Source organism: Amycolatopsis camponoti, from assembly GCF_902497555.1.
In the GTDB taxonomy this organism is placed as follows: Bacteria; Actinomycetota; Actinomycetes; order Mycobacteriales; family Pseudonocardiaceae; genus Amycolatopsis; species Amycolatopsis camponoti.
Genome location: NZ_CABVGP010000001.1, coordinates 1,765,476 through 1,791,282, shown reverse-complemented (window position 1 = coordinate 1,791,282; position 25,807 = coordinate 1,765,476). Strand labels below are relative to the sequence as shown.

21 protein-coding genes are annotated in these 25,807 nt (G+C 72.4%); 10 read left to right on the top strand and 11 right to left on the bottom strand.

Going from position 1 to position 25,807, the window contains the following annotated elements; all coding sequences use genetic code 11:
- Positions 1-54 precede the first annotated feature (54 nt).
- Positions 55-2,031: a PEP/pyruvate-binding domain-containing protein gene (locus AA23TX_RS08665; RefSeq protein WP_155542040.1), complete on the top strand. Its 1,977-nt coding sequence runs from the start codon at positions 55-57 to the stop codon at positions 2,029-2,031.
- 19 nt (positions 2,032-2,050) lie between these two features.
- A complete protein-coding gene (locus tag AA23TX_RS08660; protein ID WP_155542039.1) occupies positions 2,051-3,304 on the top strand; it encodes an MFS transporter in 1,254 nt (417 codons plus the stop codon).
- Between the two features lie 31 nt (positions 3,305-3,335).
- Here AA23TX_RS08660 and AA23TX_RS08655 read toward each other — a convergent pair whose 3' ends face one another.
- The 5 genes from AA23TX_RS08655 to AA23TX_RS08635 all read right to left on the bottom strand — a co-directional run bounded on the left by AA23TX_RS08655 (position 3,336) and on the right by AA23TX_RS08635 (position 7,662).
- Positions 3,336-3,566: a hypothetical protein gene (locus AA23TX_RS08655; RefSeq protein ID WP_155542038.1), complete on the bottom strand. Its 231-nt coding sequence runs from the start codon at positions 3,564-3,566 to the stop codon at positions 3,336-3,338.
- Positions 3,563-4,090, bottom strand: a complete 528-nt coding sequence (locus tag AA23TX_RS08650) for a regulatory protein RecX (protein WP_155544329.1) — start codon at positions 4,088-4,090, stop codon at positions 3,563-3,565. Before AA23TX_RS08650 ends, AA23TX_RS08655 begins: the two co-directional genes overlap by 4 nt.
- Positions 4,091-4,296: 206 nt before the next feature.
- Positions 4,297-5,343 carry a recombinase RecA gene (gene recA, locus AA23TX_RS08645; RefSeq protein WP_155542037.1) on the bottom strand — a complete coding sequence of 349 codons (1,047 nt, stop codon included), beginning with the start codon at positions 5,341-5,343 and terminating at the stop codon, positions 4,297-4,299.
- Between the two features lie 237 nt (positions 5,344-5,580).
- Positions 5,581-5,775: a DUF3046 domain-containing protein gene (locus AA23TX_RS08640; protein ID WP_155542036.1), complete on the bottom strand. Its 195-nt coding sequence runs from the start codon at positions 5,773-5,775 to the stop codon at positions 5,581-5,583.
- A gap of 39 nt (positions 5,776-5,814) precedes the next feature.
- The gene (locus AA23TX_RS08635) at positions 5,815-7,662 is read right to left on the bottom strand and encodes an Hsp70 family protein (protein WP_155542035.1); all 1,848 of its coding nucleotides are present in this window, start codon (positions 7,660-7,662) and stop codon (positions 5,815-5,817) included.
- A 182-nt stretch (positions 7,663-7,844) separates the two neighbouring features.
- Between AA23TX_RS08635 and AA23TX_RS08630 the strand changes: the two genes are divergently transcribed.
- From AA23TX_RS08630 to def, 6 genes are read left to right on the top strand one after another with little or no spacing between them, the layout of a single operon-like run.
- A complete protein-coding gene (locus tag AA23TX_RS08630; protein WP_155542034.1) occupies positions 7,845-9,095 on the top strand; it encodes a four-carbon acid sugar kinase family protein in 1,251 nt (416 codons plus the stop codon).
- Entirely contained in the window at positions 9,092-10,120 is a 1,029-nt protein-coding gene (gene pdxA / locus AA23TX_RS08625) for a 4-hydroxythreonine-4-phosphate dehydrogenase PdxA (protein WP_155542033.1), read from the top strand. Before AA23TX_RS08630 ends, pdxA begins: the two co-directional genes overlap by 4 nt.
- On the top strand, positions 10,117-11,394 hold the full coding sequence (locus AA23TX_RS08620) for an MFS transporter (protein WP_155542032.1): 1,278 nt from the start codon (positions 10,117-10,119) through the stop codon (positions 11,392-11,394). Before pdxA ends, AA23TX_RS08620 begins: the two co-directional genes overlap by 4 nt.
- On the top strand, positions 11,366-12,166 hold the full coding sequence (locus AA23TX_RS08615; protein ID WP_155542031.1) for a DeoR/GlpR family DNA-binding transcription regulator: 801 nt from the start codon (positions 11,366-11,368) through the stop codon (positions 12,164-12,166). The genes AA23TX_RS08620 and AA23TX_RS08615 overlap by 29 nt, the downstream gene beginning before the upstream one ends.
- On the top strand, positions 12,144-16,817 hold the full coding sequence (locus tag AA23TX_RS08610) for a DEAD/DEAH box helicase (RefSeq protein WP_196425235.1): 4,674 nt from the start codon (positions 12,144-12,146) through the stop codon (positions 16,815-16,817). The genes AA23TX_RS08615 and AA23TX_RS08610 overlap by 23 nt, the downstream gene beginning before the upstream one ends.
- Positions 16,818-16,853: 36 nt before the next feature.
- Positions 16,854-17,354, top strand: coding sequence for a peptide deformylase (def, locus tag AA23TX_RS08605; protein WP_155542029.1), 501 nt, complete (start codon positions 16,854-16,856; stop codon positions 17,352-17,354).
- A gap of 591 nt (positions 17,355-17,945) precedes the next feature.
- Here the strand turns inward: def and AA23TX_RS08600 are convergent.
- The 4 genes from AA23TX_RS08600 to AA23TX_RS50015 form a co-directional block, all read right to left on the bottom strand.
- Positions 17,946-19,025 carry a GNAT family N-acetyltransferase gene (locus tag AA23TX_RS08600; protein ID WP_155542028.1) on the bottom strand — a complete coding sequence of 360 codons (1,080 nt, stop codon included), beginning with the start codon at positions 19,023-19,025 and terminating at the stop codon, positions 17,946-17,948.
- Positions 19,026-19,119: 94 nt separating this feature from the next.
- The gene (locus AA23TX_RS08595; protein ID WP_155542027.1) at positions 19,120-19,851 is read right to left on the bottom strand and encodes a VOC family protein; all 732 of its coding nucleotides are present in this window, start codon (positions 19,849-19,851) and stop codon (positions 19,120-19,122) included.
- A 58-nt stretch (positions 19,852-19,909) separates the two neighbouring features.
- Positions 19,910-20,680 (bottom strand): maleylpyruvate isomerase family mycothiol-dependent enzyme, encoded by a 771-nt coding sequence (locus AA23TX_RS08590; RefSeq protein WP_155542026.1) that lies wholly within the window; start codon positions 20,678-20,680, stop codon positions 19,910-19,912.
- Complete coding sequence (locus AA23TX_RS50015; protein WP_155542025.1) at positions 20,670-21,506, bottom strand: SAV_6107 family HEPN domain-containing protein; 837 nt, start codon at positions 21,504-21,506, stop codon at positions 20,670-20,672. Before AA23TX_RS50015 ends, AA23TX_RS08590 begins: the two co-directional genes overlap by 11 nt.
- Positions 21,507-21,729: 223 nt before the next feature.
- Between AA23TX_RS50015 and AA23TX_RS08580 the strand changes: the two genes are divergently transcribed.
- Positions 21,730-22,242 (top strand): YbaK/EbsC family protein, encoded by a 513-nt coding sequence (locus AA23TX_RS08580; RefSeq protein ID WP_155542024.1) that lies wholly within the window; start codon positions 21,730-21,732, stop codon positions 22,240-22,242.
- Positions 22,239-22,811: a GNAT family N-acetyltransferase gene (locus tag AA23TX_RS08575; RefSeq protein WP_155542023.1), complete on the top strand. Its 573-nt coding sequence runs from the start codon at positions 22,239-22,241 to the stop codon at positions 22,809-22,811. The genes AA23TX_RS08580 and AA23TX_RS08575 overlap by 4 nt, the downstream gene beginning before the upstream one ends.
- A gap of 18 nt (positions 22,812-22,829) precedes the next feature.
- Here AA23TX_RS08575 and AA23TX_RS08570 read toward each other — a convergent pair whose 3' ends face one another.
- On the bottom strand, positions 22,830-23,702 hold the full coding sequence (locus AA23TX_RS08570) for a DMT family transporter (RefSeq protein ID WP_155542022.1): 873 nt from the start codon (positions 23,700-23,702) through the stop codon (positions 22,830-22,832).
- A gap of 380 nt (positions 23,703-24,082) precedes the next feature.
- Entirely contained in the window at positions 24,083-25,771 is a 1,689-nt protein-coding gene (locus tag AA23TX_RS08565; protein WP_196425234.1) for a DUF885 domain-containing protein, read from the bottom strand.
- Positions 25,772-25,807: the final 36 nt, after the last annotated feature.

Sequence of the window (25,807 nt, the reverse complement as noted above, 5' to 3'; positions counted from 1 at the left end):
GGTGATTCACCCCCTGTTATCGTTCCTCCTCGCTGTTTCGAGCGAGGAGATCCGTTGTCCCTGACCGATGTGGTCGCGCCCAGTCCTGCCCCCGAGAACGTCGCCGCCCTCATCGGCGAACGGCTTTCCCTGTCCGCCCTCCACCAGCTGGGCGGCACCCTCGGCGGCTATTCCTTCGTCAAGGTCGTGGTGGACCGCGAAAACGAGGTCATCCACTTCCTGAACGACGCGCGCCATTCCTTTCACGCGATCTATATCGGGGAAGAGATCCTCGGCGTCCCCGAAGAACGGGTGCGCGCGGACATCGACTCCTACAACCAGGACTTCTACCACGCGCCGGACCGCCGGTTCCTGCTCGGCATCCTCGCCCGGCACCCGCAGATGCTTTCGCTGGAGACGGTCGAGGTCGACACGATGCCGGCCGAGCTGATCCGCGAGTTCCACGCCTTCGTCGCCCGGTACGTCGACCCCGCGCTGCCGCTGGTGTTCAAGCCGGCCAACCAGCTGCAGGAACGGATCGTCCGGGAGATCCCGCCGAGCGAACTGCCCCGGGTGTTCGCGCACGAGCTGTTCTCGACGGCGCCGTTCGTCGCGCTGAACCCCGGCACGGCCACCGGGCGGCTGCGCGCGTTCCGCACCGAGGCCGAGTACCGGGCCGCGACGCTGGACTGGTCGGACATCATCGTGATGGACCGCGTGCCCGAAGACATCCCGCGGCTGTCCGGCATCGTCAACGCCCGGCACACGACGCCGTTGTCGCACACCAACGTCCTGGCCACCGGCTGGCAGATCCCGAACGCCGTCCAGGTCGGCGCGCTGGCCGACGTCGAGCGCCGCGAGCTCGACGGCAAGTGGGTCGAGTACACAGTGGACGCTCAAGCGCTCTCGCTGCGGGAGATCGCCGAGCCGGCCACGGCGGCGCCGCCGAGCTGGTACGCCCAGCGCGTCACGCTGGAGGAGCCGGAGTCCGAGCGCAGCCCGATCGTGAACCTCGCCCGGCTGCGCGCGGCCGACCGCTACCGCTACGGCACCAAGGCGGCGAACCTCGGCGAGCTGCACCACGTGCTGGCGCACGGTTCGCAGCGCCTGCTCGGCTTCTACCAGGTGCCGCGGCCGCCGCGGGAGAACCTGCTGCCGTACCTGGCCCGGCTGCTGGACGTCCCCGCCGGGGCCTCGGTTCCCGACCTGGCCGCCGCGGCCCGCCGGCTGCTCGACGACCACGTCCGCGTGCCGCGCGGCATCGCACTGCCGTTCTCGCTGCAGCGGCGGTTCCTGGAGTCGTCACCGCGGATCCAGCAGGCCATCGGCAAGCTGAAGATGGCCTTGGAGTTGGACGCGCGGGAGATCGAGCCGCTGTGCGTCGAGCTGCAGGGCCTGATCCGGTCGGCCCGGATGCCGGGTGCGCTGGCCGGGGAGATCGACTCCGCGCTGGTGTCGCAGCTGGCCGGCGTGCGGACGTTCGTCGTGCGCAGCTCGTCGAACGCCGAAGACCTGGCCGGGTTCTCGGCCGCCGGGATCTACGAGTCGCTCAACCACGTCACCACGGCCGAGCGGATCTTCGCCAGCGTCAAGGAAGTCTGGGCTTCGCTGGTGTCGGTGCGCAGCGTCCGGCTGCGGCGGCAGGCGGGGATCTCCCTCGACGAGTGCTACATGGGCGTGGTGATCCAGGAGCAGGTCACGGCCGACTTCGGCGGCGTGCTGGTGACGACGAACCCGATGAACCGCGCGGACTTCCGCACGGTGTACGTCAACGTGTCGCCGCGCGTGACCGACGTCGTCGACGGTTCGGCCCTGCCCATGCAGTACCTGTACTCGACGGTCGAGGGCGGCGGCCGCACGGTGTCGCTCGGCGACGCGACGGCGGACCTCGACTCGCGGGCCCACGACCAGCTGCAGCGGCTCGCGATCGCCGGCCGCCTGCTGCAGGGCCACTTCTCGCCCGACTACACGTTCGGCTCGCCGGTGGACGTCGAGTGGCTCGCCGACGGCGACCACCTCCACCTCGTGCAGCTGCGTCCTTATTCTGTTTGACCTTCCGGGAGACACGACCATGCTGGGCCTTCGCCTGCCCGCGAACCCCGCCGTCCGCCGCACCGTCCGGCTGACCTACGGGTTCCAGTTCTTCTTCGGCCTGCTGCTGTGGGTGCCGATCTTCTACCAGTACCAGAAGCTCGCCGGCTTGTCCGACGGCGAGATCTTCGGCATCCAGAGCATCTACTACATCGTGTTCTGCCTGCTGGAGATCCCGACCGGGATGATCGCCGACCGGTTCGACTACCGCACGTCGCTGGCGGCCGGCGCCGGCGTGCTCGTGGCGGCGAATCTGGTGCCGGTGTTCCTGGGCTCGTACACCGGGTTCCTGCTGCACTTCGTCCTGATCGCACTGGCGCGGTCGCTGGTGTCCGGCGCGCAGAGCGCGTACCTGTACGAGTACCTGCACGCTTCCGGTGCCGGGGAGCACTACCTGCGCGTCGAAGGGGTCGGCCGCGCGTACAGCCTGATCGGCAAGATCGTGTACTGGCCGGTGATCGGCCTGCTGATGACGTGGAACCTCCCTTCCCCGTACTGGCTGACGGCGATCAACGCGGGTATCGCGCTCGTGTTCGCGCTGAAGCTTCCCGCGATCCCGGGCGGCCGCGTCGTCAGGGACAAGACGGCGTCTCTGCTCGCCGGAGTGGGCGGCGCGCTGTCGGCGCTGCGCTCGTCACGCTGGCTGATGGTGTTGATGGTCCAAGGCATCGCGATGTTCACGCTGGTCCGCATCTGCCAGGTCAACCTGTTCCAGCCGATCCTGGAGTCGAAGTCCCTGTCGGTGAACTGGTACGGCGCGGTGCTGGCCGCGATGACGGTCTTCGAGGCACTGGGCGCGGCCCGCCCGCACCGCCTCCGCCGCGCGATCGGCCCGGTGGGATCGGTGTTCACGCTGACGATCGTGATGGCCCTCTGCCTCGGCGCGGTCGTGTTCGTGGGTTCCTTCCCGACGGTGCTGGTGTTGTGCGTCTTCGCGGTGGCGACGGGGATTTCGTTCCCGGTCCAGAAGCAGCTGCTGAACGACTCGATCCCGGACTCCCGCTACCGCGCGACGCTCCTGTCGATGGAATCCATTGTGGACCGAGCGGTGTGCGCCGTGGTGGCGGTGGCACTGGGCGCGTACCTGGCGGCCGGGCAGCTGAACGAGTTCCTGGTGCTGTCGGCGGTGGTCACGTGCGTGGTGATGGGGCTGCTCGCGGTGCTGTTGCTGGTGGTCCGCAAGCACCGCTCGGACCGCCGGGTGCCGGCCGGCCGGGAGCCGGTCTCGGCGTGACGTGCGCACCGGGCCCGCCGCCCGCGCGCCGTCACCGGCGCCGTGGCTCCCGGTGGTAGTACACCGTCATCCGCAGCGCGTCTTCGCCCGCGGTGACCTCACTGGCGAAGGTGATGTCTTGCACTTGGACGTCACCGAGTTCGTCGAGCGTGTCGGCGACCCGGCGCAGCAACGCCGCCACGTCACCCTGCCCGGAGCCCTCCGCGTTGCTCTGGGAGAAGTGCGCGACGGTCCACTCCGCGCCGGGACCAGCCGCCGTCACTCGATGTAGGCGTCGTCGAGAAGGGTGGACTCCGCGCCGTACTCGCGGAGTTCCTCCTTGATGACCGTGTACGCCAGCCCCTGCGGGTAGCCCTTGCGGGCCAGGAAGCCGAGCAGCCGCCGCAGCGCCGTCTGCTCGTCGACGTTGCCCAGCGACCCGAGGCGCTTGCGGACCAGTTCCCTGGCCATCTGCTCTTCGGACTCGCGGTCGACCTCGCCCGCCGCCTGCGCGGCGACCTCGTCGTCGACGCCCTTGCGTCGCAGCTCGGCCAGCAGCGCGGTGCGGGACAAGCCCTGGGTCTCGTGCCGGGACTTCACCCACAGCTCCGCGAACTCCGCGTCGTTCACCAACCCTGCCCGGTCGAGCTTGCCGAGCAGGGTTTCGCTGGTTTCCTCGTCGAACCCCTTGCGGCGCAAGGCCTGCCGGAGCTCCTCCTGAGTCCGCGCGCGCACGGCCAGGAGGTCGTAACAGATCTCCTTGGCCTTCTTGTAGCGCTCCTCGGGAGGAAGCTCGGCCGGCGGGATCTTCGGCGCCCTCGCCACCTGGATCACTCCTCGATCTTCACAAGCCCAAGCCACGTGTCACCACGCAACGCGACCACGCGGGGGTCCAGGGGGCTTGCCCCCTGGCGGGGGTCCGGGGGTTCGACCCCCGGAGAACACGGCGGAGGGATCAGGGCGAGCGAACTCCGCGAGCACACCCCACCCAATCCCGCAGCCCCCTCCCCCGATCAGAAGTCGACCGGCGCCGGCACGGCTTCGACGGCCTCGGCGTCGACCTGCGCGCCGATGCCCAGCTTCTCCTTGATCCGCTTCTCGATCTCGTTGGCGATGTCCGGGTTGTCGCGCAGGAACTTCCGCGCGTTCTCCTTGCCCTGGCCGAGCTGGTCGCCTTCGTAGGTGTACCAGGCTCCGGACTTGCGCAGGATCGCCTGGTCGACACCCATGTCGATGAGCGAACCCTCGCGGGAGACGCCGTGGCCGTACAGGATGTCGAACTCGGCCTGCTTGAAGGGCGGGGCCATCTTGTTCTTCACGACCTTGACGCGGGTGCGGTTGCCGACCGGCTCGCCGCCGTCCTTGAGCGTCTCGATGCGGCGCACGTCCAGGCGGATCGACGCGTAGAACTTCAGCGCCTTGCCACCGGTCGTCGTCTCCGGGGAGCCGAACATGACGCCGATCTTCTCGCGCAGCTGGTTGATGAAGATCGCGGTGGTGCCGGAGTTGTTCATCGCACCGGTCATCTTGCGCAGCGCCTGGCTCATCAGGCGGGCCTGGAGGCCGACGTGCGAGTCACCCATCTCGCCCTCGATCTCGGCGCGCGGCACGAGCGCGGCCACGGAGTCGATGACCAGGATGTCGAGCGCGCCGGAGCGGATCAGCATGTCCGCGATCTCGAGCGCCTGCTCACCGGTGTCCGGCTGGGACACGAGCAGCGCGTCGGTGTCCACGCCCAGCTTCTTGGCGTACTCGGGGTCCAGCGCGTGCTCGGCGTCGATGAACGCCGCGATGCCGCCGTTCTTCTGCGCGTTCGCCACCGCGTGCAGGGCGACCGTGGTCTTACCGGAGGACTCCGGGCCGTAGATCTCGATGACCCGGCCCCGGGGCAGCCCGCCGATGCCGAGCGCGACGTCGAGGGCGATCGCGCCGGTCGGGATCACGGAGACGGGCGCGCGGCCGTCCTGGCCGAGCCGCATGACCGAGCCCTTGCCGTACTGCTTGTCGATCTGCGCGAGCGCGAGCTCGAGCGCCTTGTCCTTGTCGGGTGCTGCAGGCATGGAAGTCCACCTCGCTGGTCGAAGCCCCCGTCTCGAGGGCGCTGTGTCGGTTCTTCAGCTGTCCGGTCCGACGCTAGCGGCGGGGACCGACAATTCCAGGCGCGGCGCCCGATCTGTGGATCGCTGGACCCGATGTGGACAACACCTTAGACGAACACCTGTTCGAGGTCCGCAGCGACACACCCTTGCGCTAGGGTTTTCGCCCGCCCGGGTCAGGGCAGCGTGCATCCGCCCAGGTCAGCGCCGTTCACGCGGAACGTCGAAGGCGTCACAGACCTCGCGCCAGACGTCCTTGGCCGGGATTCCGGCGGTCAGCGCCTGGTCGACCGTGCGGCCGCCGAGCGCGCTGAGCACGTGGTCCCTGGCCAGCACCTGGGCCCGCCCGGGCCCGAACTCGTCGGCCATCAGCCGCCGGAAAACCGTGATCCGCATCGGGACCACTCTAACCGGAGGGCGCGAACGGTCCGTTCGCTACCCGCCCGGCTGGACGCTCGCTTCGAAGTAGTTGGCTAGCGTGTCCGGCGTGGTCGCCTCGGCCTGGTCGCTCGAGTTCAGCTGGTAGATGAACCCCACCAGCGGCCGGTCCGACACCGTGAACACGAGCACCGCCGCCGTCCGGCCCGCGGCCGACGAGTAGTGGCCCTTCAGCCCGTTGCCGCCCCAGTCGGCCTCGGTGCGGTCGCCGCCCGCCGAGGAGAGCAAGCCGTCGGTGTACTGCTTGAGCGTGTCGGCACTGTCGCCTTGGACGTAGGTGACCTGCGTGCCCGCCCGGCCCGGCGCCGAGCAGGTCGAGGCCACCCCGAGGTTCTCCGCCGGCGCCGCCGGGCCGTTGCCCATGCCCGGCTTGCAGTCGCCGGTGTCGGCGATCTTCCCGGCGAGCTGGCGGAGGCAGCCGGTGAGGCCCTTGTCGTCGGCCTGGCCGGGTGTCTTGCACTGGTCGGCGGTGTAGGTGGCCGTCGAGGACGACGACGTCAGGACGAACGTCAGCCCGGCCGCGAGCACCACGACGACCGCGACCGCGATGCCGATGAGCAGCTTCTTCTTCCCGCGCGGCTTCGCCTCGGCTCGCTCCGGCGCGGGCGAGTAGCTGGGGAAGTTCGACGGCGCCGGGTTCTGCACCTGCTGCGGGCCGCTGGGCGGGAAGTTCGCCGGAGCGTAGCCCGGGTACCGCGGCGGCGGCGCGTACTGCGGGCGGTGCGGGGCGCCCGCCGCCACGGCTCCTTCGACGTTCTGGGTGCGCATGCCCAGCCCGTCCCGGGCGACGTGCTGGGCCCCGAGCGCGACGGCGGTCTCCGGCTGGTCGAGGCTGCCCGGCACGACACCGAGCTTCTCCGCGATCATCGTGCCGACCAGCGGCAGCCGGCTCGACCCGCCGACGAGGTAGATGCCGGCCAGCCGGTCCGGGGTCAGCCCGGACGAGCGCAGCGTCCGCGAAAGCAGTTCGACGCTGCGCAGCATCGCCGGCCGCACCAGGCCTTCGAGCTCACCGCGCGTGACGAGGACGTCCTTGAACGGCTCGGGCATCGGGACTTCGGTCTGCGGGTGCCGCGACAGTGCCTCTTTGGCCGCTTTGACGTCTTCCTGCAGCGCGCGCCGGGTGCGCCGGTCGCCGGTGGACTCGGGACGCAGGAGCCGCTGCCAGCGCTGCGGGTCCGAGTGCGAGACCTCGCGCCCGACGTGCACCATCAGCGCCTGGTCGACGTCGAGGCCGCCGAGGTCGGGCAGGCCGTCCTCGGCGAGCACGGTGAACCCGTTCTGCGTGGCGCCGACGACGGCGACGTCGAAGGTGCCCGCGCCGAGGTCGTAGACCGCGAGCGCCTGGCCGGGCGCGAGGGACTTGCCGGGGAACGACGCGAAGTGCGCGGCCGCGGCGACGGGTTCGGGCACCAGCAGGATGTTCTGCCCCATCCCGGCGAGCCGGGCGGCGGACATCAGGACGTTGCGGCGGGTCTGGCCCCACTGCGCGGGGTGGGTCAGCCGGACCTCGTCGGGCTGTTCGCCGCCGAGCTGGCGGGAGGTTTCCTCGAGCACGCGGCGCAGGACGGCGGCCAGCGCGTCGGTCACCGGGACGACGTCGGTGCCGAGCAGCAGGGTCTGCTCGTCGATGCGGCGCTTGGGGTTCGGCTCGAAGCGCGTCGGGTCGAGGCGGGCGCGGCGCTCGGCGTCGCGGCCGACCATGATCGTGCCGTCCTCGGAGGCGAACACCGCCGACGGCATGGTGGCCGAGCCGTCCACCTCGACGACCCGGGGCGGCATGCCGTGCGCCGAAAGGACGGCGACGGTGTTGGACGTCCCGAGGTCCACCGACAGGATCCGCACTGCACTCCCCTTCACGAAAACCCGCCTCGACGGCGTTCGCCGTGATGCTGCCATGCGCGCGGTCACCGTGCGTGCGGACCCGCGAAAGTCGCTGCTCCTTGACTTCGGCGGTGATCACGGTGCACGATAGTTGCGCAGTTCGATCAATCGAGTTGCACAGATCGCGCAGAAGGGAGCGTGAGGTGCCGAAGCTGCTCGTCATCGGGGACGACCTGACCGGCAGCAACGCGACCGGAGCGCTGTACGCCCGCTTCGGGCTGCGCGCGGTTTCCGTCACCGCGCCGCTCGAACCGGACGCGCCCTGCTTCCGCGCGGAGAGCGGGATCGACGCTCTGGTGGTGAACCTGAGTACCCGGCACGCTTCCCCCTCACACGCCGCGCGAGCGGTGCGTGAGGTGGTGGCGCAAGTGGGTCCCGTCGAACTGACGGTGAAGCGCGTCGACACCACGTTGCGCGGCAACGTCGGTGTGGAGACCGAGGCCGTCCTGGCCACGGCACCGGACGCGCGGGCCCTGGTCGTGCCCGCGTTCCCGGACGCCGGCCGGGTCACCCTCGGCGGCCTGCACCTGGTCGACGGCGTGCCGCTGGCCGAAAGCCCCGCGGCGCGCGACCCGCTGGCGCCGGTGAAGACGTCCCGGATCCGCACGCTGCTCCAGCCCACGCGCCGCGAGATCGCCGAACTCCCGCTGGACGTCGTCGAAGAAGGCGTGGACGCGATCGAGGCGGCGCTGCGGTGCACCGCCGGGATCGTGGTCTGCGACGCCACGACGAACCGGCACCTCACCACCGTCGCCAAGGCCGCGGCCCGGCTGGCGGCCGAAGGCACGCGGTGGATCTCGGTGGACTCCGGGCCCTTCGGTGTCCGGCTGGCGGCCGCGCTCGGGCTCGCGCCCGGCCACGGCACCGTCCCGCCGGTGCTCGCAGTGGTCGGCAGCATCACCGGGCAGACCCACGACCAGCTGCTGGAAACCGAGCTGGTGCTGGACGCGCGGTACGTCGACGTCGACGCGAGTCACCCCGACCCGTCCGCCATCGCCGCCGCGGCCGGGAAGCTGCTCGACGCCGGGCACCGCGTGGTCGGCATCCGGACCCGGGCGCCCGCGCCGGGCACCCCGGTCGACCCGGCGGTGGCGGCCCGGATCCCGCCGGCGCTCGGCGAAGCCGCCCGGCTGGTCCTCGGCACCCACCGGATCGGCGGGCTCTACGCCACCGGCGGCGACATCGCCGTCGAGGTCACGAAAGCACTCGGGGCCGAAGGCTTCGAGATCGACACCGAAGTACTGCCACTGGCGGTCGCGGGGCGGCTCTCCGGCGGCCCGCACGCGGGGCTGCCCTTCGCCACGAAAGGCGGGCTGATCGGCGGGCGCGACGCCGCCGTCGCTTGCCTGGAACACCTGAACCACGTGCTGGCCACCGGAAGGAAGAACCCGTGAGCGACCTCCCCATCCTCGCCGTCACCCTCGGCGACCCCGTGGGCATCGGCCCCGAGATCACCCTCAAGACCCTCGCCGAGCCGGAGTCGCTGCAGCTGGCGCGCGGGGTCGCGGTCGGCGACGCGATCGTGCTGGAACGCCTGGTCCGGCACCTCGGCCTGAACCTGGAGATCAACCCCATCGCCACGGTCGCCGACGCGCGGTTCACCACCGGCGTGATCGACATCCTCAACCTCGGCGTGGTCCGGGAAGACCTGCCGTGGGGCGAGGTGAACGCGACCGCGGGTGCCGCCGCCGTGGGCGCGATCGAAGTGGCCACCCGGCTCGCGCTGGCCGGCGAGGTCGACGCGGTCGTGACCGCGCCGATCAACAAGGAGGCGATCTGGGCGGCGGGCTCGCAGCACCTCGGGCACACCGAGATGCTCGGCGAGCTGACCGGCTCGACCCGGTTCAACACCATGTTCTGGGTGTCGGGGCTGAAGATCTTCTTCGCCACCCGGCACCTTTCGCTGCGCGAGGCGATCGGCCAGATCACGCGGGAAAACATCGAGCACGCCATCCGCGAGGCGTACACCGCGCTCGAAGTGTTCGGCACCGAGAAACCGAGACTCGCCGTGGCGGCGCTGAACCCGCACGGCGGGGAGAACGGCAAGTTCGGCGACGAGGAGATCATCGCGATCGCCCCCGCGGTGGCCGCCGCCCGGGTCGCGGGGCTCGACGTCGTCGGCCCGATTCCCGCGGATTCCGTTTTCCACCAAGGGATCCAAGGCCGGTTCGACGGCGTGCTCTCGCTGTACCACGACCAGGGGCACATCGCGTCGAAGACGTACGACTTCGACGGCACGGTGTCGGTGACCGTCGGCTTGCCGATCCTGCGCACCTCGGTCGACCACGGCACGGCGTTCGACATCGCCGGCACCGGCCGGGCCTCGCACGGCACGATGGTCGCCGCGTTCAAGGCCGCGGCGACGCTGGCGCCGTACGCGCGGAAGCTGCCCTCGATCTACCCACCGGGCGTCCGGTGATCCCCCGCAAGCGCTGGGCGTACGTCATCCCGGTCGCGGTGGTCATGTACATGCTGGCCTACCTCGACCGCACGAACGTCGCGGTGATCCTGCCCTACATCGGCGAAGACTTCCCGTTGTCGGCCAGCGCGAAGGGGCTGGCGAGCGGCATCTTCTTCATCGGCTACCTCGTGCTGCAGATCCCGGCGGCGGTACTGGCCGTGAAGTGGAGCGCCCGCAAGACGGTGCTGGTGCTGATGATCGCGTGGGCGTTCGCGGCCGTCCTGTGCGGCCTCGTGCGGAACGAGACCCAGCTGCACCTCGCCCGGCTGCTGCTCGGGCTGTTCGAGGGCGGTGTCTGGCCGGCGGTGCTGATCCTGCTCGCGTCCTGGTTCCCGCAGGCCGAACGGGCCCGCGCGAACGCGCTGTGGATGACGTGCCTGCCGATCTCGGCGATCGTCATGTCCCCGCTGTCCGGGCTCATGCTCGACCACATGTCCTGGCGCTGGGTGTTCGTGCTCCAGGGCCTGCCGCCGCTGCTGTGGGCGGTCGTCTGGTGGTTCGCGGTGGCGGATCGGCCGGCGAAGGCCCGCTGGATCTCCGCCGAAGAGCGGGAGTACCTCGAAACCACCCTGAAGGCCGAAGAAGAGGCGAAGCCCGCGTTCGCGAAGCAGGGCTACCGGCAAGCGCTGGCGAACCGGCAGGTGCTGCTGCTGATCGGCATCTACTTCTTCTGGATCACCGGGTTCTACGGCTTTTCGCTCTGGCTGCCGTCGGTGGTGAAGACGATGACCGGGGGTTCGGCGACCGCCGTCGGGTTCCTGTCGGCCGTGCCGTACGTCCTGGCGCTGGCCGGGATGGTCGCGTGCGCGCACTGGTCGGACCGGACCGGCAACCGGCGGCTCGCCGTCACCGTCCCGCTGGTCGTCGCGATCGCCGGGCTGCTGCTCGGCAACCTCGTGCACTGGCCGGCTGCGGTGCAGCTGGTGCTGCTCTGCGTCGTCGCGACCGGCGTCTACATGCCGTACGGGCCGTTCTGGGCCATCCCCAGCCGGATCCTCGGCATCGAGGTCGTCGCCGTGGCGATGGGCCTGATCAACGCGCTGGGCAACCTCGGCGGGTTCGCCGGGCCCTACCTGGTCGGCTGGCTCACCGACGTCACGGGCAGCGCGACCACCGGGTTCGTCGTGCTGGCCGCGTTCCTCGCCGTGGCCGCCGGGCTGGCGTTCTTCGGGCTGAAACCGGTCCCTGTGGAAGGCTTGGCGCATGTCCCAGCCGCGACCAGGAACACGTGACCGGCGCGCGATGCTGCTCGAAGCCGTCCGCGACGGCTCGGGCGCCATCGCGGAACTGGCCGAGGAGTTCGGCGTCTCGGAGTCGACCATCCGGCGCGACCTCGCCTCGCTCGCCGGGGCCGGGCACGTCGTCCGCACCTACGGCGGCGCGCTCGACACCGAACGCAGCCCGCACGAGAAGGACCGGGAGCACGCGGCGGCGAAGGACGCCATCGCCCGGGAAGCCGCCGCGCTGGTGCGTGACGGCGAGGTCGTGCTGCTCGACGCCGGCACGACGACCGGCAGGCTCGCCCGGCACCTCGCCCACCGCGAGGGGCTGACCGTCGTCACGAACGGCGTCACCGCCATCCGCGAGCTCGCCGGCTTCGCCGGGATCGACCTCATCGTCCTCGGCGGGCGGCTGCGGCACCCCAACGAAGCGATCCTGGGCGAGAGCGTGCTGGCCCAGCTGCGGCACATCTCACCCGATCGGGTGTTCCTGGGCGCGGACGGCCTGGTGGCCGAGCGGGGCCTGTGCTGCCCGTCACTGGAGCAGTCGGTGGTCAAGCACGCGATGCTGCACGCGGGCGGCGAGGCGTACGTGCTGGCCGACCGCTCCAAGCTGGGCCAGGCCCCTTTTTCGTACTGGGCGCCGCTCGACCGCGACTACCGGCTGATCACCGACGAACCCCGGGTCGACGTCACGTACCCGCAGTTCGCCCAGAGCGTGATCCTGGCGAGCGGGTCCGAAACTGTCGGTGGTGCCGCGCATGATGGACGACGTGGCAGTTGACGTGCTCGACCTCTTCTCCCCCGCGACCCGGGACTGGTTCGCGGGGGCCTTCGCGGCGCCCACCGCGGCGCAGGAAGGGGCCTGGCGGGCGGCGCACGCGGGCGAACACGCTCTCGTCGTCGCGCCGACGGGCTCCGGCAAGACGCTGTCCGCGTTCCTGTGGGCGCTGGACCGGCTGTCGGTGGAGCCGCCACCGGCGGAGGCCACGAAACGCTGCCGGATCCTCTACGTCTCGCCGCTGAAGGCGCTCGCCGTCGACGTCCAGCGGAACCTGCGCGCGCCACTCGCCGGCATCTCGCAGGCGTCGCGGCGGCTCGGGCTCCCGGTGCCGGAGATCGAGGTCGGCATGCGCACCGGCGACACCACCGCGGCCGAGCGGCGATCGTTCACCAAGACCCCGCCGGACGTGCTGGTGACCACGCCCGAGTCGCTCTTCTTGATCCTCACGTCGTCGGCCCGGGAGTCGCTGCGCGGCGTCGAGACCGTGATCGTCGACGAGGTGCACGCGGTCGCGGGCGGCAAGCGCGGCGCGCACCTCGCGCTGTCACTGGAGCGGCTGGACTCGCTGCTCCCGAAGCCGGCGCAGCGGATCGGCCTGTCGGCGACGGTCCGCCCGGTCGACGAGGTGAGCGCGTTCCTCGCCGGCGGCCGTCCGGTGCGGGTGGTCCAGCCGAAGCTCGCGAAGACCATCGAAGTCCGCGTCGAGGTCCCGGTCGAGGACATGAGCAACCTCGACGCGCCGCGCGGCGGACCGGCGCCGAGCCCGCTCGACGCGCTCGAGTCGCTGGAGTCGCTGACCGAGGCGTTCCCGCCCGGCGACATCGCGCCGGGCGGCCTGGGCACCCTGGAGGAGATCGCCGGCAATCCCGTGCAGCGGCCGTCGATCTGGCCGGCCGTCGAAGAGCGCGTGCTGAGCCTGATCCGGTCCCACCGGTCGACCATCGTGTTCGCCAACTCGCGGCGGCTCACCGAGCGGATGACAGCGAGGCTCAACGAGCTGGCCGCGGAACAGACGGAGCTGACGCCAGAGGACTCGTTCCCGGCCGAGGCCGTCGGGCAGTCCGGGGTCAGCACCGGCGCGCCGCCGGTGATCGCCCGGGCGCACCACGGGTCGATGTCGCGGGAACAGCGCACGCGCGTCGAGGAGGACCTCAAGTCCGGCCGGCTGCCGTGCGTGGTGGCGACGTCGTCGCTGGAGCTGGGCATCGACATGGGCGCGGTCGACCTGGTGGTGCAGATCGAGGCGCCGCCGACGGTCGCGTCCGGGCTGCAGCGCGTCGGCCGGGCCGGGCACCAGGTCGGCGCGGTGTCGTCCGGCGTCATGTTCCCCAAGTTCCGCGGCGATCTCGTCTCGTGCGCCGTGGTCGCCGAACGGATGGCGACCGGCGCGATCGAGGCGGTCCGCTACCCGCGCAACCCCCTGGACGTCTTGGCGCAGCACGTGGTCGCGATGGTGGCGCTGGAGCCGTGGACGGTGACGGACCTCGCTTCGCTGGTGCGGCGGGCGGCGCCGTTCGCGTCGCTGCCGGACGACGCACTGCACGCGGTGCTCGACATGCTCGCCGGCCGGTACCCGAGCGAGGAGTTCGGCGAGCTGCGGGCCCGGATCACCTGGGACCGCATCGCCGGCGAGCTGCGCGGGCGGCCCGGCTCGCAGCGGCTGGCCGTCACCTCCGGCGGCACCATCCCGGATCGCGGCCTGTTCACCGTGATGACGCCGGGCGGGGACGACAAACCCGGTTCCCGCGTCGGCGAGTTCGACGAGGAGATGGTGTACGAGTCGCGCGTCGGCGACACCATCCTGCTCGGCACGTCGTCGTGGCGGATCACCGACATCACGCACGACCGGGTCATCGTGGTGCCCGCGCCGGGCGAACCGGCACGGATGCCGTTCTGGAAGGGCGACGCGCCGGGTCGTCCGCTGGAACTCGGCCGGGCGCTGGGGAAGTTCGTCCGCGAACTGTCCACATCGGATGATGTGAAGGCGCGCGAGCGAGCCGCCGCGGCGGGGCTGGACGAGCGCGCGTGCGACAACCTCCTCGCCTACCTGACCGAACAGAAGGCCGCCACCCGGCACGTGCCGAACGACCGGACGCTCCTGCTGGAGCGCTACCGGGACGAGCTGGGCGACTGGCGGATCATCGTGCACTCGCCGTTCGGCGCGCAGGTGAACGCGCCGTGGGCCCTGGCGATCGCCGCGCGGCTGCGGGAAAACCGCGGGGTCGACGCGCAGGTCGCGCACTCCGACGACGGCATCGTGCTGCGCCTGCCGGACGCGCTCGACGCCGAGGGCGGCGACGTCACGATCGGCGCCGACGACATCCTGCTCGATCCCGAGGAGGTCGAGCAGCTGATCGTCGCGGAGGTCGGCGGCTCGGCCGTGTTCGCGGCCCGGTTCCGGGAGTGCGCGGCGAGGTCGCTGCTGCTGCCGCGCCGGGACCCGCGGCGCCGCACTCCGCTGTGGCAGCAACGGCAACGCGCGTCGCAGCTGCTGTCGGTCGCGTCGAAGTACGAACGGTTCCCGGTCGTCCTCGAAGCGATGCGGGAGGTCCTGCAGGACGTCTACGACGTGAGCGGGCTGCGCGAACTGATGGCCGACGTCCGGGCCCGGAAGGTCCGGCTGGTGGAGGTCGAGACGCCGGCCGCGTCGCCGTTCGCGCGCAGCCTGCTGTTCGGCTACGTCGGGATGTTCCTGTACGAGACCGACGCGCCGCTGGCCGAGCGGCGGGCGGCGGCCTTGTCACTGGACTCGGCGCTGCTGGCCGAGCTGCTGGGCACGGAGGCGATCCGGGAGCTGCTCGACCCGGAGGCCGTGCGCGAGGTGGAACGGTCGCTGCAGCGGCTCGACCCCGATCGGCACGCCCGCTCCGCGGAGGACGCCGCCGACCTGCTGCGGTTCCTCGGCGACCTGACCGTCGAAGAGGCGGCCGAACGCGGGATCCAGCCGGAGTGGCTCACCGAGCTGGAGGCGGCGCGGCGGGCGATCCGGGTCCGGATCGGCGGCACGGAACGGTTCCTGGCGATCGAAGACTCCGGCCGGGTCCGCGACGCACTGGGCACCGCGCTGCCGGTCGGTGTGCCCGAGGCGTTCACCGAACCGGTCGCGGATCCGCTCGGCGATCTGCTGTCGCGCTACGCGCGCAGCCGCGGGCCGTTCGCGGCGGCGACCGTGGCCGAGCGGTTCGGACTGGGCATGGCGGTCGTCACCGGCGTCCTCGACCGGATGACCGGCGAAGGCCGCTTGGTGCGTGGCGAGCTGAGCCCGATCGGGCATCCGGACACGCACGGTGTAGGTGTCGAGTACTGCGATTCCGCGGTACTCCGCCGGCTGCGGCGGGCGTCGCTGGCGAAACTGCGGGCCGAGGTGGAGCCGGTCGAACCGGCGGCGCTGGGCCGGTTCCTGCCGTCGTGGCACGGGTTCGGTGGCCGCGTCCGGGCGGCGCCGACTGCGGACGACGTGCTGTCGGTGGTCGAGCAGCTCGCCGGGGCGCCGTTGCCGGCGAGCGCGGTCGAGTCGCTGATCCTGCCCGGCCGGCTGCCGGGTTACTCGCCCGCGCTGCTGGACGAGCTGACGACCGCGGGCGAGGTCACGTGGGCGGGCTGCGGCGCGCTGTCCGGCGGGGACGGCTGGATCGCCCTCGCCCCCACGGACGTCGCCGACCTGCTGCTGCCGGAAGTCGTCGAGGACATCCCGACCGGTCCGCTGCACGACGCGCTCGTGTCCACTTTGGAGGGTGGGGCGCTGTTCTTCCGCCAGCTGGTGGACCGCGCGAGCGTGCTGGTGGACAAGGCGCCGAACGACGCCGAAGTCGTGGCGGCGCTGTGGGACCTGGTGTGGGCGGGGCTGGTGACGGGCGACACGCTGGGGCCGTTGCGGGCCCAGGTGGCCGGGCACGGCGCGCACAAGCCGCGGCGCCAGGCACCTCGCGGCCGGTACGCGCGGTTGCGGGCGGGGCGGCCGCAGATGCCGTCACGGTCGGGGCCGCCGACGGTCGCCGGCCGCTGGGCGCTGACCCCGACCCGCGAAACCGACGCGACCCGGCGCGCCCACGCGCGGACGGAGGCGTTCCTGGAGCGCCACGGCGTCCTGACCCGCGGCGCGCTCGACACCGAACGCGTCACCGGCGGGTTCTCGGGGATCTACAAGGTGCTCCGCGGCATGGAGGACACCGGCCAGGTGATCCGCGGCTACGTCGTCGAAGGCCTCGGCGCGGCCCAGTTCGCGGCGAAGGGGGCGGTGGACCGGCTGCGCGCGCTGTCGGGCCCGGGCCGCCCGGAGCCCGGCCGCGCGGTGGTGCTGGCGGCCGCGGACCCGGCCCAGCCATACGGCGCGGCGCTCCCCTGGCCGGCCGCGACGGGCGACACGAAACACCGTCCGGCGCGCAAGGCCGGGGCGCTGGCGGTGCTGGTGGACGGAGTTCCGGCGTTGTACGTCGAGCGAGGAGGCAGGTCGCTGCTGAGTTTCACGGAGGAACGGCAACCGTTGTCGGACGCGGCGCAGGCGCTGTCGGCCGCGGTCCGGGAAGGCTGGCTGGGTCAGCTGTCGGTCCAGCGAGCGGACGGCGAGCAAGCACTGACCTCGGAGCTGGCGGACGTTCTACGGGACGCCGGTTTCCGGGCCACGCCTTCCGGCCTGCGGCTGCGGGCCTAAGCTGCCAGTCCGACACGCACGAAGGATGTTCTGCTCATGGCCATGCGCGAACTGCGCTATTTCGGGGACCCGATCCTCAAGTCCGTCTGCGACCCGGTCACCGTGTTCGACGAGAAGCTCGAGGCGCTCGTGCGAGACCTGATGGACTCGGTGAAGCCGGCGGGGCGCGCCGGTCTGGCCGCACCGCAGATCGGTGTCGGGCTGCGCATCTTCAGCTACGACGTCGCCGGGCTGGCCGGGTACGTCGTCAACCCGGAGATCGTCGAGCTGTCCGAGGAGACGCACGAGATCGACGAGGGCTGCCTGTCGGTGCCGGAACTGTGGTTCCCCACGAAGCGCGCGAAACACGCGAAGGTCCGAGGCGTCGACATCCGCAACGAACCGATCGAGGTGGAGGGCGAGGACGTGCTGGCCCAGTGCCTCCAGCACGAAACCGACCACCTGGACGGCGTGCTGTACTTGGACCGCCTCACCGCCGAGCGCAAGAAGGCGGCCCTGCGCGAAGCCCGCGACAAGGACTGGTTCTGGAAGCGCTGACCAGCCGAGACGGGCGAAAGACCCGGCAACCACCGGCCGGGAAGCGCGCAAGCCGCCGCACCGAGCCGTCCTCACGGCAGCCGAACCCCTTCGGCCAGCGCCATGGCCAGCCGTTAGCTGCCAGCCGCTAGCCACCAGCCGCGGAACCCCTGCGAGCCGCCGCCGCAGTCGGCCGCAGGCCGCGGCGCAGCCGCGGGCCTTCTACGCAGCCGACCGGGCGCGCAAGTTGCCGCACCGAGCCGTCCTCACGGCAGCCGAACCCCTTCGGGCGAGCGCCATGGCCAGCCGTTAGCCGCCAGCCGCCAATAGGGGAACCGCCGCGGGCCGCCACCGCAATCGGCCGCCAGCCGCTAGCCACCAGCCGCGGAACCCCTGCGAGCCGCCGCCGCAGTCGGCCGCAGGCCGCGGCGCGGCCGCGGGCCTTCTATGCAGCCGACCGGGCGCGCAAGTTGCCGCACCGAGCCGTCCTCCTGGCAGCCGAACCGCTTCGGGCGAGCTGCCGTCGGCCGCCACTGCAGCCGGCCGCTGCTCGAGTGCGGCCGAACCGCCGCCGGCTTCCGGCGAGCCTCGACCGCCCGCCCGCCATCCCGCTCAAGCCAGCGGGAACATCCGCAGCTGGGTGCCGTCCTCGGTGGGGCGTTCCGTCCGCAAGCCCGCTCGGGCCGCCGTGCGGGCCAGCACCTCGTCGCCGGGGAGGCAATCCGCTCGCAGCTCCGTGATGCCCTCGGCCTCCGCGAGCGCCGCCACTCTGGCCAGCAGGGCCGTGCCGATGCCCTGGCGCTGCCAGTCGTCCTCCACCAGCAGGGAGATCTCGGCGCCGCCCGTCGAGGAGGGGATCAGCTGGGCCAGCCCGATCACCTCGCGGCCGAAGACCGCGAGCACGCTCGTGCCGCGCGGTGGCACCAGCAGCCGGTGCAGCCAGCGGCGCGGGACCGTGCGGACTCCCGTGTGGTAACGCCGGAAGAGCGTCGCCGTCGAGCAGCGGCGGTGCAGTTCGGATACCGCTTCGGCGTCGGCGGGGAGGCCCTTGCGCAGGACGATCGCCGCGCCGTCCGGGCGGTTCAGCACCGCCGGGCCCGCGACGTTCCGGGCCGTCGCGGCCAGCAGCGTCACCAGCGCTTCGGCGCGGGTGAGCTCCAGCTGCACGAACGGCGCCCACTGGCGCCGCGCCACCAGCGCGTCGCCGCCGCCCAGCGCGAACACCGCCCGGTGCCCGCTCTCGGTGCGGGCCGGGTTCGCCTCGGCCGTCGGGACGCGCGTGACCACGTCCGCGGCCAGCACGTCCTTCAGCACCTCCGCGAGACGAGCCGGGTCGTCGACCGCCCGGCGGGCCGCGAGCAGCGTCGACGATGCCGGGTCGACCAGCTCGTGGACGTCGGCGTCGATGATCGCCGTGCACTCGCACCCCTCGGCGCGGATGGCCTCGGCCAGGTGCCGCCGGGGCAGGCCGGTCGCCGGGCGCACGACGATCTCGTCGAGCACGCCGCCGGGCACCGGCAGCACGGTCAGGCCGAGGATGTTGCACTCGAGGTCGGCGAGCCGGATCGCGATGCGGGCCAGGGTGCCGGGGTGGTCGTGCATCCGGATCCGCACCCGCCACGCGGTCGGCGTGCTCGGCACGTCGACCGCGGCCGCCGGATCGAGCTGGGGCACCGCACGGGAAGTTTCCATGCCCCCACGGTCCCCCGCGGTTGTTGCCGCTCCGGGACGTGAGTGTTTCGCGCAGGTCAGCGTTCACCGCGGCTCGGCAACGCGGCCGCAACGGTCAGCGGGGAGTCAGCACGCAGAATTCGTTGCCTTCCGGGTCCATCAGCACGCGCCACGGCAGGTCCGGGCCGCCGAGGTCCGCGGGCGCCGCACCCGCCGCGACGACCTCCGATACCGCCGCCGCGTGGTCGGCCCCCGACGGCGGCGCGACATCGAGGTGCACGCGGTTCTTGACCCGCTTCACGTCGTCGTTGCGGAGGAACTCCAGCCACGGTCCACGCCCCGACGGCGCGCGCAGCCCCACCAGGACGTCGCCCTCGCGAGCGCCGACCGGCCGGCCGGTGAGCCGCGCCCAGAACGCCGCCAGCCGCTCCGGATCGTGGGCGTCGACCACGATGGCAGCCACCGCACCTGCCTGCGCGTACCGGTCACGAGGCTCGAGAACGCAGAACTCGTTGCCCTCCGGGTCCGCCAGCACGACCCACGGCACGGCGCCCTGCCCGAGGTCGACCCGGCTGCCACCCAGCTCCAAGGCGCGCGACACCAGCTCCTCCTGGTGCGCGAGCGTCGTGCTCGCCAGATCCAGGTGGATCCGGTTCTTCACTTCCTTGGCCTCGGGCACGGGAACGAAAACGAGGTCCAGGTCCCAGCCGTCGGCCTCCGGGGCGCGCACGTCGACCTCGTCCGCCTCCTCGAGCGCGACACGCCAGCCGAGCAGCGCGGCCCAGAAGTCCGCCAGGACCCTCGGCCGCGCCGCGTCGATCACCACGTTCACCAGGCGCGTGTTCATGCGGCGCAGGCTAGCCGCCACCACCGACAGTTCCGGTTCGGCTTCCCCACCGGCCGGATCATCGGGTCGCGAGCCGCATCAGCGCCCAGAGCTGGGCGGCCTGGTCGTGCACTCCCCGCACGGTCACCGAGGTCAGGGACGACCGGCCCCACAACCACAGGTAGATCCGCCCGGGTTCGGCGGCCGTGACAACGTCGTCCGCGGCCTCGGCCTCCTCGGCCGAACAGCGCCAGGCCTCCGTCGACTCGGGCCCGGCCCGTGCGATCCAGCTGTGCGCGCCGCTGCGCACGCCGACCGAGCCCGCTTTCGTGCCGGTCAGCCCCAGCATCGGCAGCTTCTGGCCGAACCAGAGGGTCAGCGCCTCGTCGATGCCGTCGAGCGCGAGGTCTTCGGCGATGCCGCCCTCCGGAGTGCCCGCCGCTTGTTCGACGTCGACGCGGTGGACCAGCGTCTCGTGCAGCATCCGCCGTCGCCAGAACCCGTACGTCGGGTCCGCCGGCCACCAGGTGTCGGCGTGCTCCTCCGGGTCGTGCGCGGCCAGCTCGTCGAGCAGCTCGGCCAGGCCGGTCTCCAGGTAGGCCGCCAGGCTCTGGCCCGGTTCGGGGTCGCGCTGCCAGTCTTCGGGGTTGCGGCCGTCGGCCAGCCGGTGCCGGACCATGCGGTAGAGGCTGCCGACGTGCCGGGCCACCTCGCCGAGCGACCAGCCCGGGCAGGCGGGCACCGGCGCTTCGACGGGCGCCGCGTGGACGGCTTCGGCCAGCACCCGGCCTTCGATCCCCAGCGCTGTGAGCAGCCGCCCGCGGTCGACCGGGCCGTGCTCACGCGACATGGGCTTCCCCGGTGATCGGGAGGCCGTGCACCAGGCGACGGACGAGTTCGAGGAACGACGTGGCGGCGCGCACCAGCCCCTCGGCCGATTCGGCGGTGACCTTGCCGGTGATCCCGGCCTGCGCGGCGGCGCGCGCGGCCGAGTTTCCGGCGAAGAAGGCCGACCATTCCCGCAGCTCGGGGGCGACGGAGTCGAGCAGCACCCAGGTACTGGCCGGCCGCGCACGCCCCCGGTGCGGCCGCCCCCGGGCGGCGAGCACGGCGGCGGCACCGCGCAGGGCGGCGAGGTAGGCGCCGATGAACCGTTCGGCGGGAGCGGGCTCCCGCTCGGCGGCGGCGAGCCCGCGCCGAGCTTGGGCGAGCAGCCCGGCCGCGACGGGCGGAGCGGGCGCGCGCAGGGTCATGGGCAGCTCGGACTGACCGCGATCCGCGGCGGCCGTGGGCGGGGACAGCTCGGGCTGCCCCGAGTCCGCCGCCGGCACCGACGAGTGCGGCATGGGCAGCTGGGCCCGCTCGATCTCCGCATCCGCGGTGGGCGGGCGCAGCGACATCTCGGACTGACCGGCAACAGGCGAGCGCAGAGTTTCGGAGAGCCGGGCCTGGTCGGCGTCCGCACCCTCCGCGGCCGGCGGCGACAGCGGCGTCATCGGCAGCTCGGGCTGCCCCACATCCGCCGCTGACGAGCGGGGGCGAGCCCCGTCCACCGACGGGCGGCGCCGGGGGCGGACGTGGTGGGTGCCGGCCGCTGCCGGGGTGACCGGCGGGCGCAGCGGCATGGGCAGCTGCGGCTGCCCGGACTCCGTGGGGGACACGACCTTGACGGACATGACGACCCTCCTCCTGCGCGGGGTGAGCCCCGATCGAGCACCCGGCGGCGGGACGCTTCCCCCGCCCCGCCGCCGGGCACCTGACCGGTGCGCGCTCACCGATGTCGAACGCCTGTTCGAACGAATTCCAGAGTAACCCCGACCCGGTGTCCGCTCAACCCCACGGGTGGAATCCCCGGACGTGGTGCGGGACACCAGGTCGGTGGCGTGATCTCATAGGTTCATGAGTTCGCTGGACCACCCCGCCGTCGCCAAGGTGGCGGCCGCGCTCGCCGAAGCCGGGCAGCACGCCGCCGCCGAGGGCATCCGCGTGCTGCCCGCCGAGGTCCGGACCGCCGCGCAGGCGGCCGAAGCGCTCGGCGTGCCCGTGGGGGCCATCGCCAACAGCCTCATCTTCCGCCTGGGGTCCGACAAAAAAGCGCTCCTCGCGCTGACGTCGGGCGCCCACCGGGCCGACCCGGCCACCCTCGAACGCCTGGCCGGGGCCGAAATCGGGAAGGCCGACGCGACTTTTGTGCGAGAGCACACAGGGCAGCCGATCGGCGGGGTCGCCCCCACTGGGCACCCGGGGCCGCTGCCGACGCTCGTCGACACCGCGCTGCGCGCCCACGACGTCGTGTGGGCCGCCGCCGGGCACCCCAAGACCGTCTACCCCACCACCTTCGCGGAGCTGGTCGCCTTGACCGGGGGCACCCCGGGCGCGCTCAGCGGCGCGGAGGAAGATGGACAGCCGTGACCGCGATGCCCGCCGGCTGCTCCCGTTACGTCCAGCTCTCGACGGACGAGTTCCGCGCACGCCTGCCCGAAGCGCTGGACATCTACGTCCGGGCGATGCGGTACCCGGCAGGCACCGCCGAGCAGCGCGCGCCGATGTGGCTCACCCACGCGCTGCGTGAGGGCTGGCGCTGCATGGCCGCGCTCGACGCCGACGACGTCCTGCTCGGGCTCGCCTACGGCTACCGCGGCCGGGCCGGCCAGTGGTGGCACGAGCAGGTGCGCCACGGTCTGAGCCGCCGCTTCGGGCCCGAAGAGGCCGAGCGCTGGCTGTCGGACTACTTCGAGCTGACCGAAATCCACGTCAAGCCGGAGAACCAGGGCCACCAGATCGGCGAGGACCTGCTGCGGAGCCTGCTGGAGAGCGTGCCGAGCGCGAACGTCCTGCTGTCGACGCCGGAGGGCACCAGCCGGGCGTGGAAGCTCTACCGCCGGACGGGCTTCGTCGACGTCCTGCGCGACTACCACTTCGCCGGTGACCCGCGGCCGTTCGCGATCCTCGGGCGGACGCTGCCCCTCGACCCGCGCTGAGCCGAGGGGCGGCGCCGGTCAGCGCGGCTCGGGGCGCCAGTACCCGATCGTCAGCGCCGCGACCAGGACGGCGGCGCCGCACCAGGCCGCGGCACCGAGCCGTTCCCCGAGGAACGCGGCGGACAGGACCGCGGCCGTCAGCGGCTCGAGCATCGCCGACAGCGCACCCAGGACGGGATGCGCCGTCGCCAGGCCGCGCAGGTAGGCGACGTAGGCGAGCGCGGTCGGCACGGCGCCGAGGTAGCAGGCCGCCGCGAGGACGTCCGCGTGCAGCGGGAGGGCCATGCCCGTCCAGCTCGCCACGGGGGTGAGCAGCAGACCGCCGGTCAGGCAGCCGAACGCCGTCGTGGACAGCGGTTCGAGGCCGTCGACCGGCTTCGCGGTGAGCAACGTCAGGGTCGCGAAGCCGACCGCGGCGAGGAGCGCGAAGCCGAGGCCACCGACGAGGTGGGCGGGATCGTCCGGCGACCAGCGGAGCAGGACCAGGCCGGCGACGGTGCCGGCGAGGGAGAGCACCGTCCAGCGGTGGGGTTTGCGGACCGAGGCGAGCGTGACGACGACGGGCGCCGCGCCGATGGTGGTCATCGTGGCGATGCTGACCGAGCTGAGCGCGACGGCGGCGAAGTAGCTCGCTTGGAAGAGAGCGAACAGCGCGCCGACGGCGAGAAGCCGCTTCGCTGCTTCGGCCGTGCGCGGGAGGGCGCCGCCTCTGAGCAGGACGAAGAGGGTCGCGACGCCACCGCCGACGAGCAGCCGGTAAGCGGCGACGGCGAGCGGGTGGAGGCCGGCTCGGTGGCCGAGAAAGGAGCCGGCGAGGCCACCGGTGCCCCAGAGGACACCGGCGAGAACGAGCGCGGCCGACGAACGGGCGCGCGTGGACAGGGTTGTCAAGGGAACGCTCCTGCGTCGAAGGAAAAGGGAGATCGACGACGCGGGGCGGCGCGCAAGAAGAATCAGCCGCGGGCGCTCAGGCCACGCGGCTGGGGACCACCCCGCTCAGACGCGGGGCGGCGGGGTGACGAACAGGATTCGGCGCACGGGAAGAAGTTAACGGGAGACTCGGGGCGGCGCGACGGATTTTCGGCGTCCCCGCCGCTGCGATGCCGTGGGGCCAGCGGCCGGAGCCAATCGTTTTCGGCGGTTGTCCACACGGTGGCTGCATTGTGGACAGTCGGGCCGGGCGGTGGCTTCTCGGCGGGTTTTGTCGGGCGGGGTCGATAAACTGGACGTGGGACGCCCCCCCAAGGGAGGGCGGGGGCCCGCCCACCACCTCAGTCCAGCTGGGCCAGCTGCTCCCGCAGCGTGTCCAGCCCCATCCCGCCCAGCCGCAGCGCCTCCATGTGGAACTTCTTGATGTCGAACGCTCCACCCGCGCGGCCCCGGGCCTCGGCGCGGGCCGCCAGCCACAGGCGCTCGCCGATCTTGTACGCCGGGGCCTGGCCCGGCCAGCCCAGGTACCTGTCGATCTCGTCGCGGACGTGGGCCTCGTCCGTGATCGTGCGGGTCAGCATGAACTCCAGGCCCAGCTCCGGCGTCCAGCGGGAACCCTCGTGGAAGCCCGTTCCCGCGGGGATCTCGAGCTCCAGGTGCATGCCCAGGTCGACCACCACCCGCGCCGCGCGGAAGAGCTGCTCCGACAGCATTCCCAGCAGGTCGCCGTCGTCGGACAGGTAGCCCAGCTCCTCCATCAGGCGCTCCGAGTACAGCGCCCAGCCCTCCGCGTGGCCCGACGTGAACGCCATCAGGCGCTGGTACTTGTTCAGCCCCTCGGACTGGTCCACCGCCGTCGCGATCTGGAGGTGGTGGCCCGGCGCGCCCTCGTGATACACCGTGCTCGTTTCGCGCCACGTCGTGAACTCGTCGCGGCCGGACGGCAGGGACCACCACATCCGGCCCGGGCGGCCGAAGTCCTCGCTCGGACCCGTGTAGTACGCGCCGACGCCGCCGCCCGGCGGGGCGATCTTGCACTCCAGCGCCATCACGCGGTCGGAGATGTCGAAGTGCTTGCCGCGCAACGACTTCAATGCTTCATCCGACAAGTTCTGCATCCACGCCTCGAACTCGGCGCGGCCGCGGACGCGGTAGCGGGGGTCGGCGTCCAGGATCGCCGCGGCCTCCGTCAGGGACGCGCCCGCCTTGACGCGGTTCGCGACCGCCCGCATCTCGGACTCGATCCGGGCGAACTCCGCCCAGCCCCACTCGTAAGCCTCGCGCAGGTCCAGCGTCGCCCCGACGAAGTACCGCGACCACAGGCGGTAGACGTCCTCGCCGACGGCGTCCTTGACCGGGGCCTTCGGCGCCAGCTCGGCCCGCAGGAACCCGGCGAACTCCGCGAACGCCTCCTCGGCGGCCCGCGCGCCGTGCGTCAGGTCGCCCCGCAGCGCTTCACCCTGCGAAGCCGCGCCGGCGACGAGCTGGGTGAAATACCCCTTCTCCTCCTGCAGGCCGGCCCACGTCTCGCACTGCTCCGCCACCTTCGCGACCTGACGCAGCGCCGCGACGTGGCCCGCGTCGGCCGCCGTGAGCAGGCCGCTGCGCACGTTCGCGAGTGCCTGCGGGACCTCGCCGAGCCGGGCCGAGACGACCGACCAGTCCTGCTCGGTGTCGAGGGGCATCAGGTCGAACGCCATCCGCAGCTCCTGGACGGGGCTGGAGATGACGTTGAGGTTCGCCACGTCGAGGCCGGCCTCGTGGATCTCCAGCTCCAGGCCGACGCGCTCGGTGAACACGGCCTTGGCGGCGCGCTCCGCGGTGTCCGCCGGCTCGACGGCGGTGACGGCGGCGTGCGCCCGCGAGGCCAGTGCGGCGCGCTCGGCGAACCCGTCCGCCGAGTAGTCGGTCAGCCGGTGGTCGTGACCCTTGATGCCGCAGGCGGTCGCCGTGACCGGGTCCGCGGCCGCGTATTCGTCGACGTAGCGGTCACAGATCCCGTGCACGCCATCGGAAGCAGTAGAAGCCATGCGCCGCACGCTACCGGGCCACCAGCACCCGGTGGT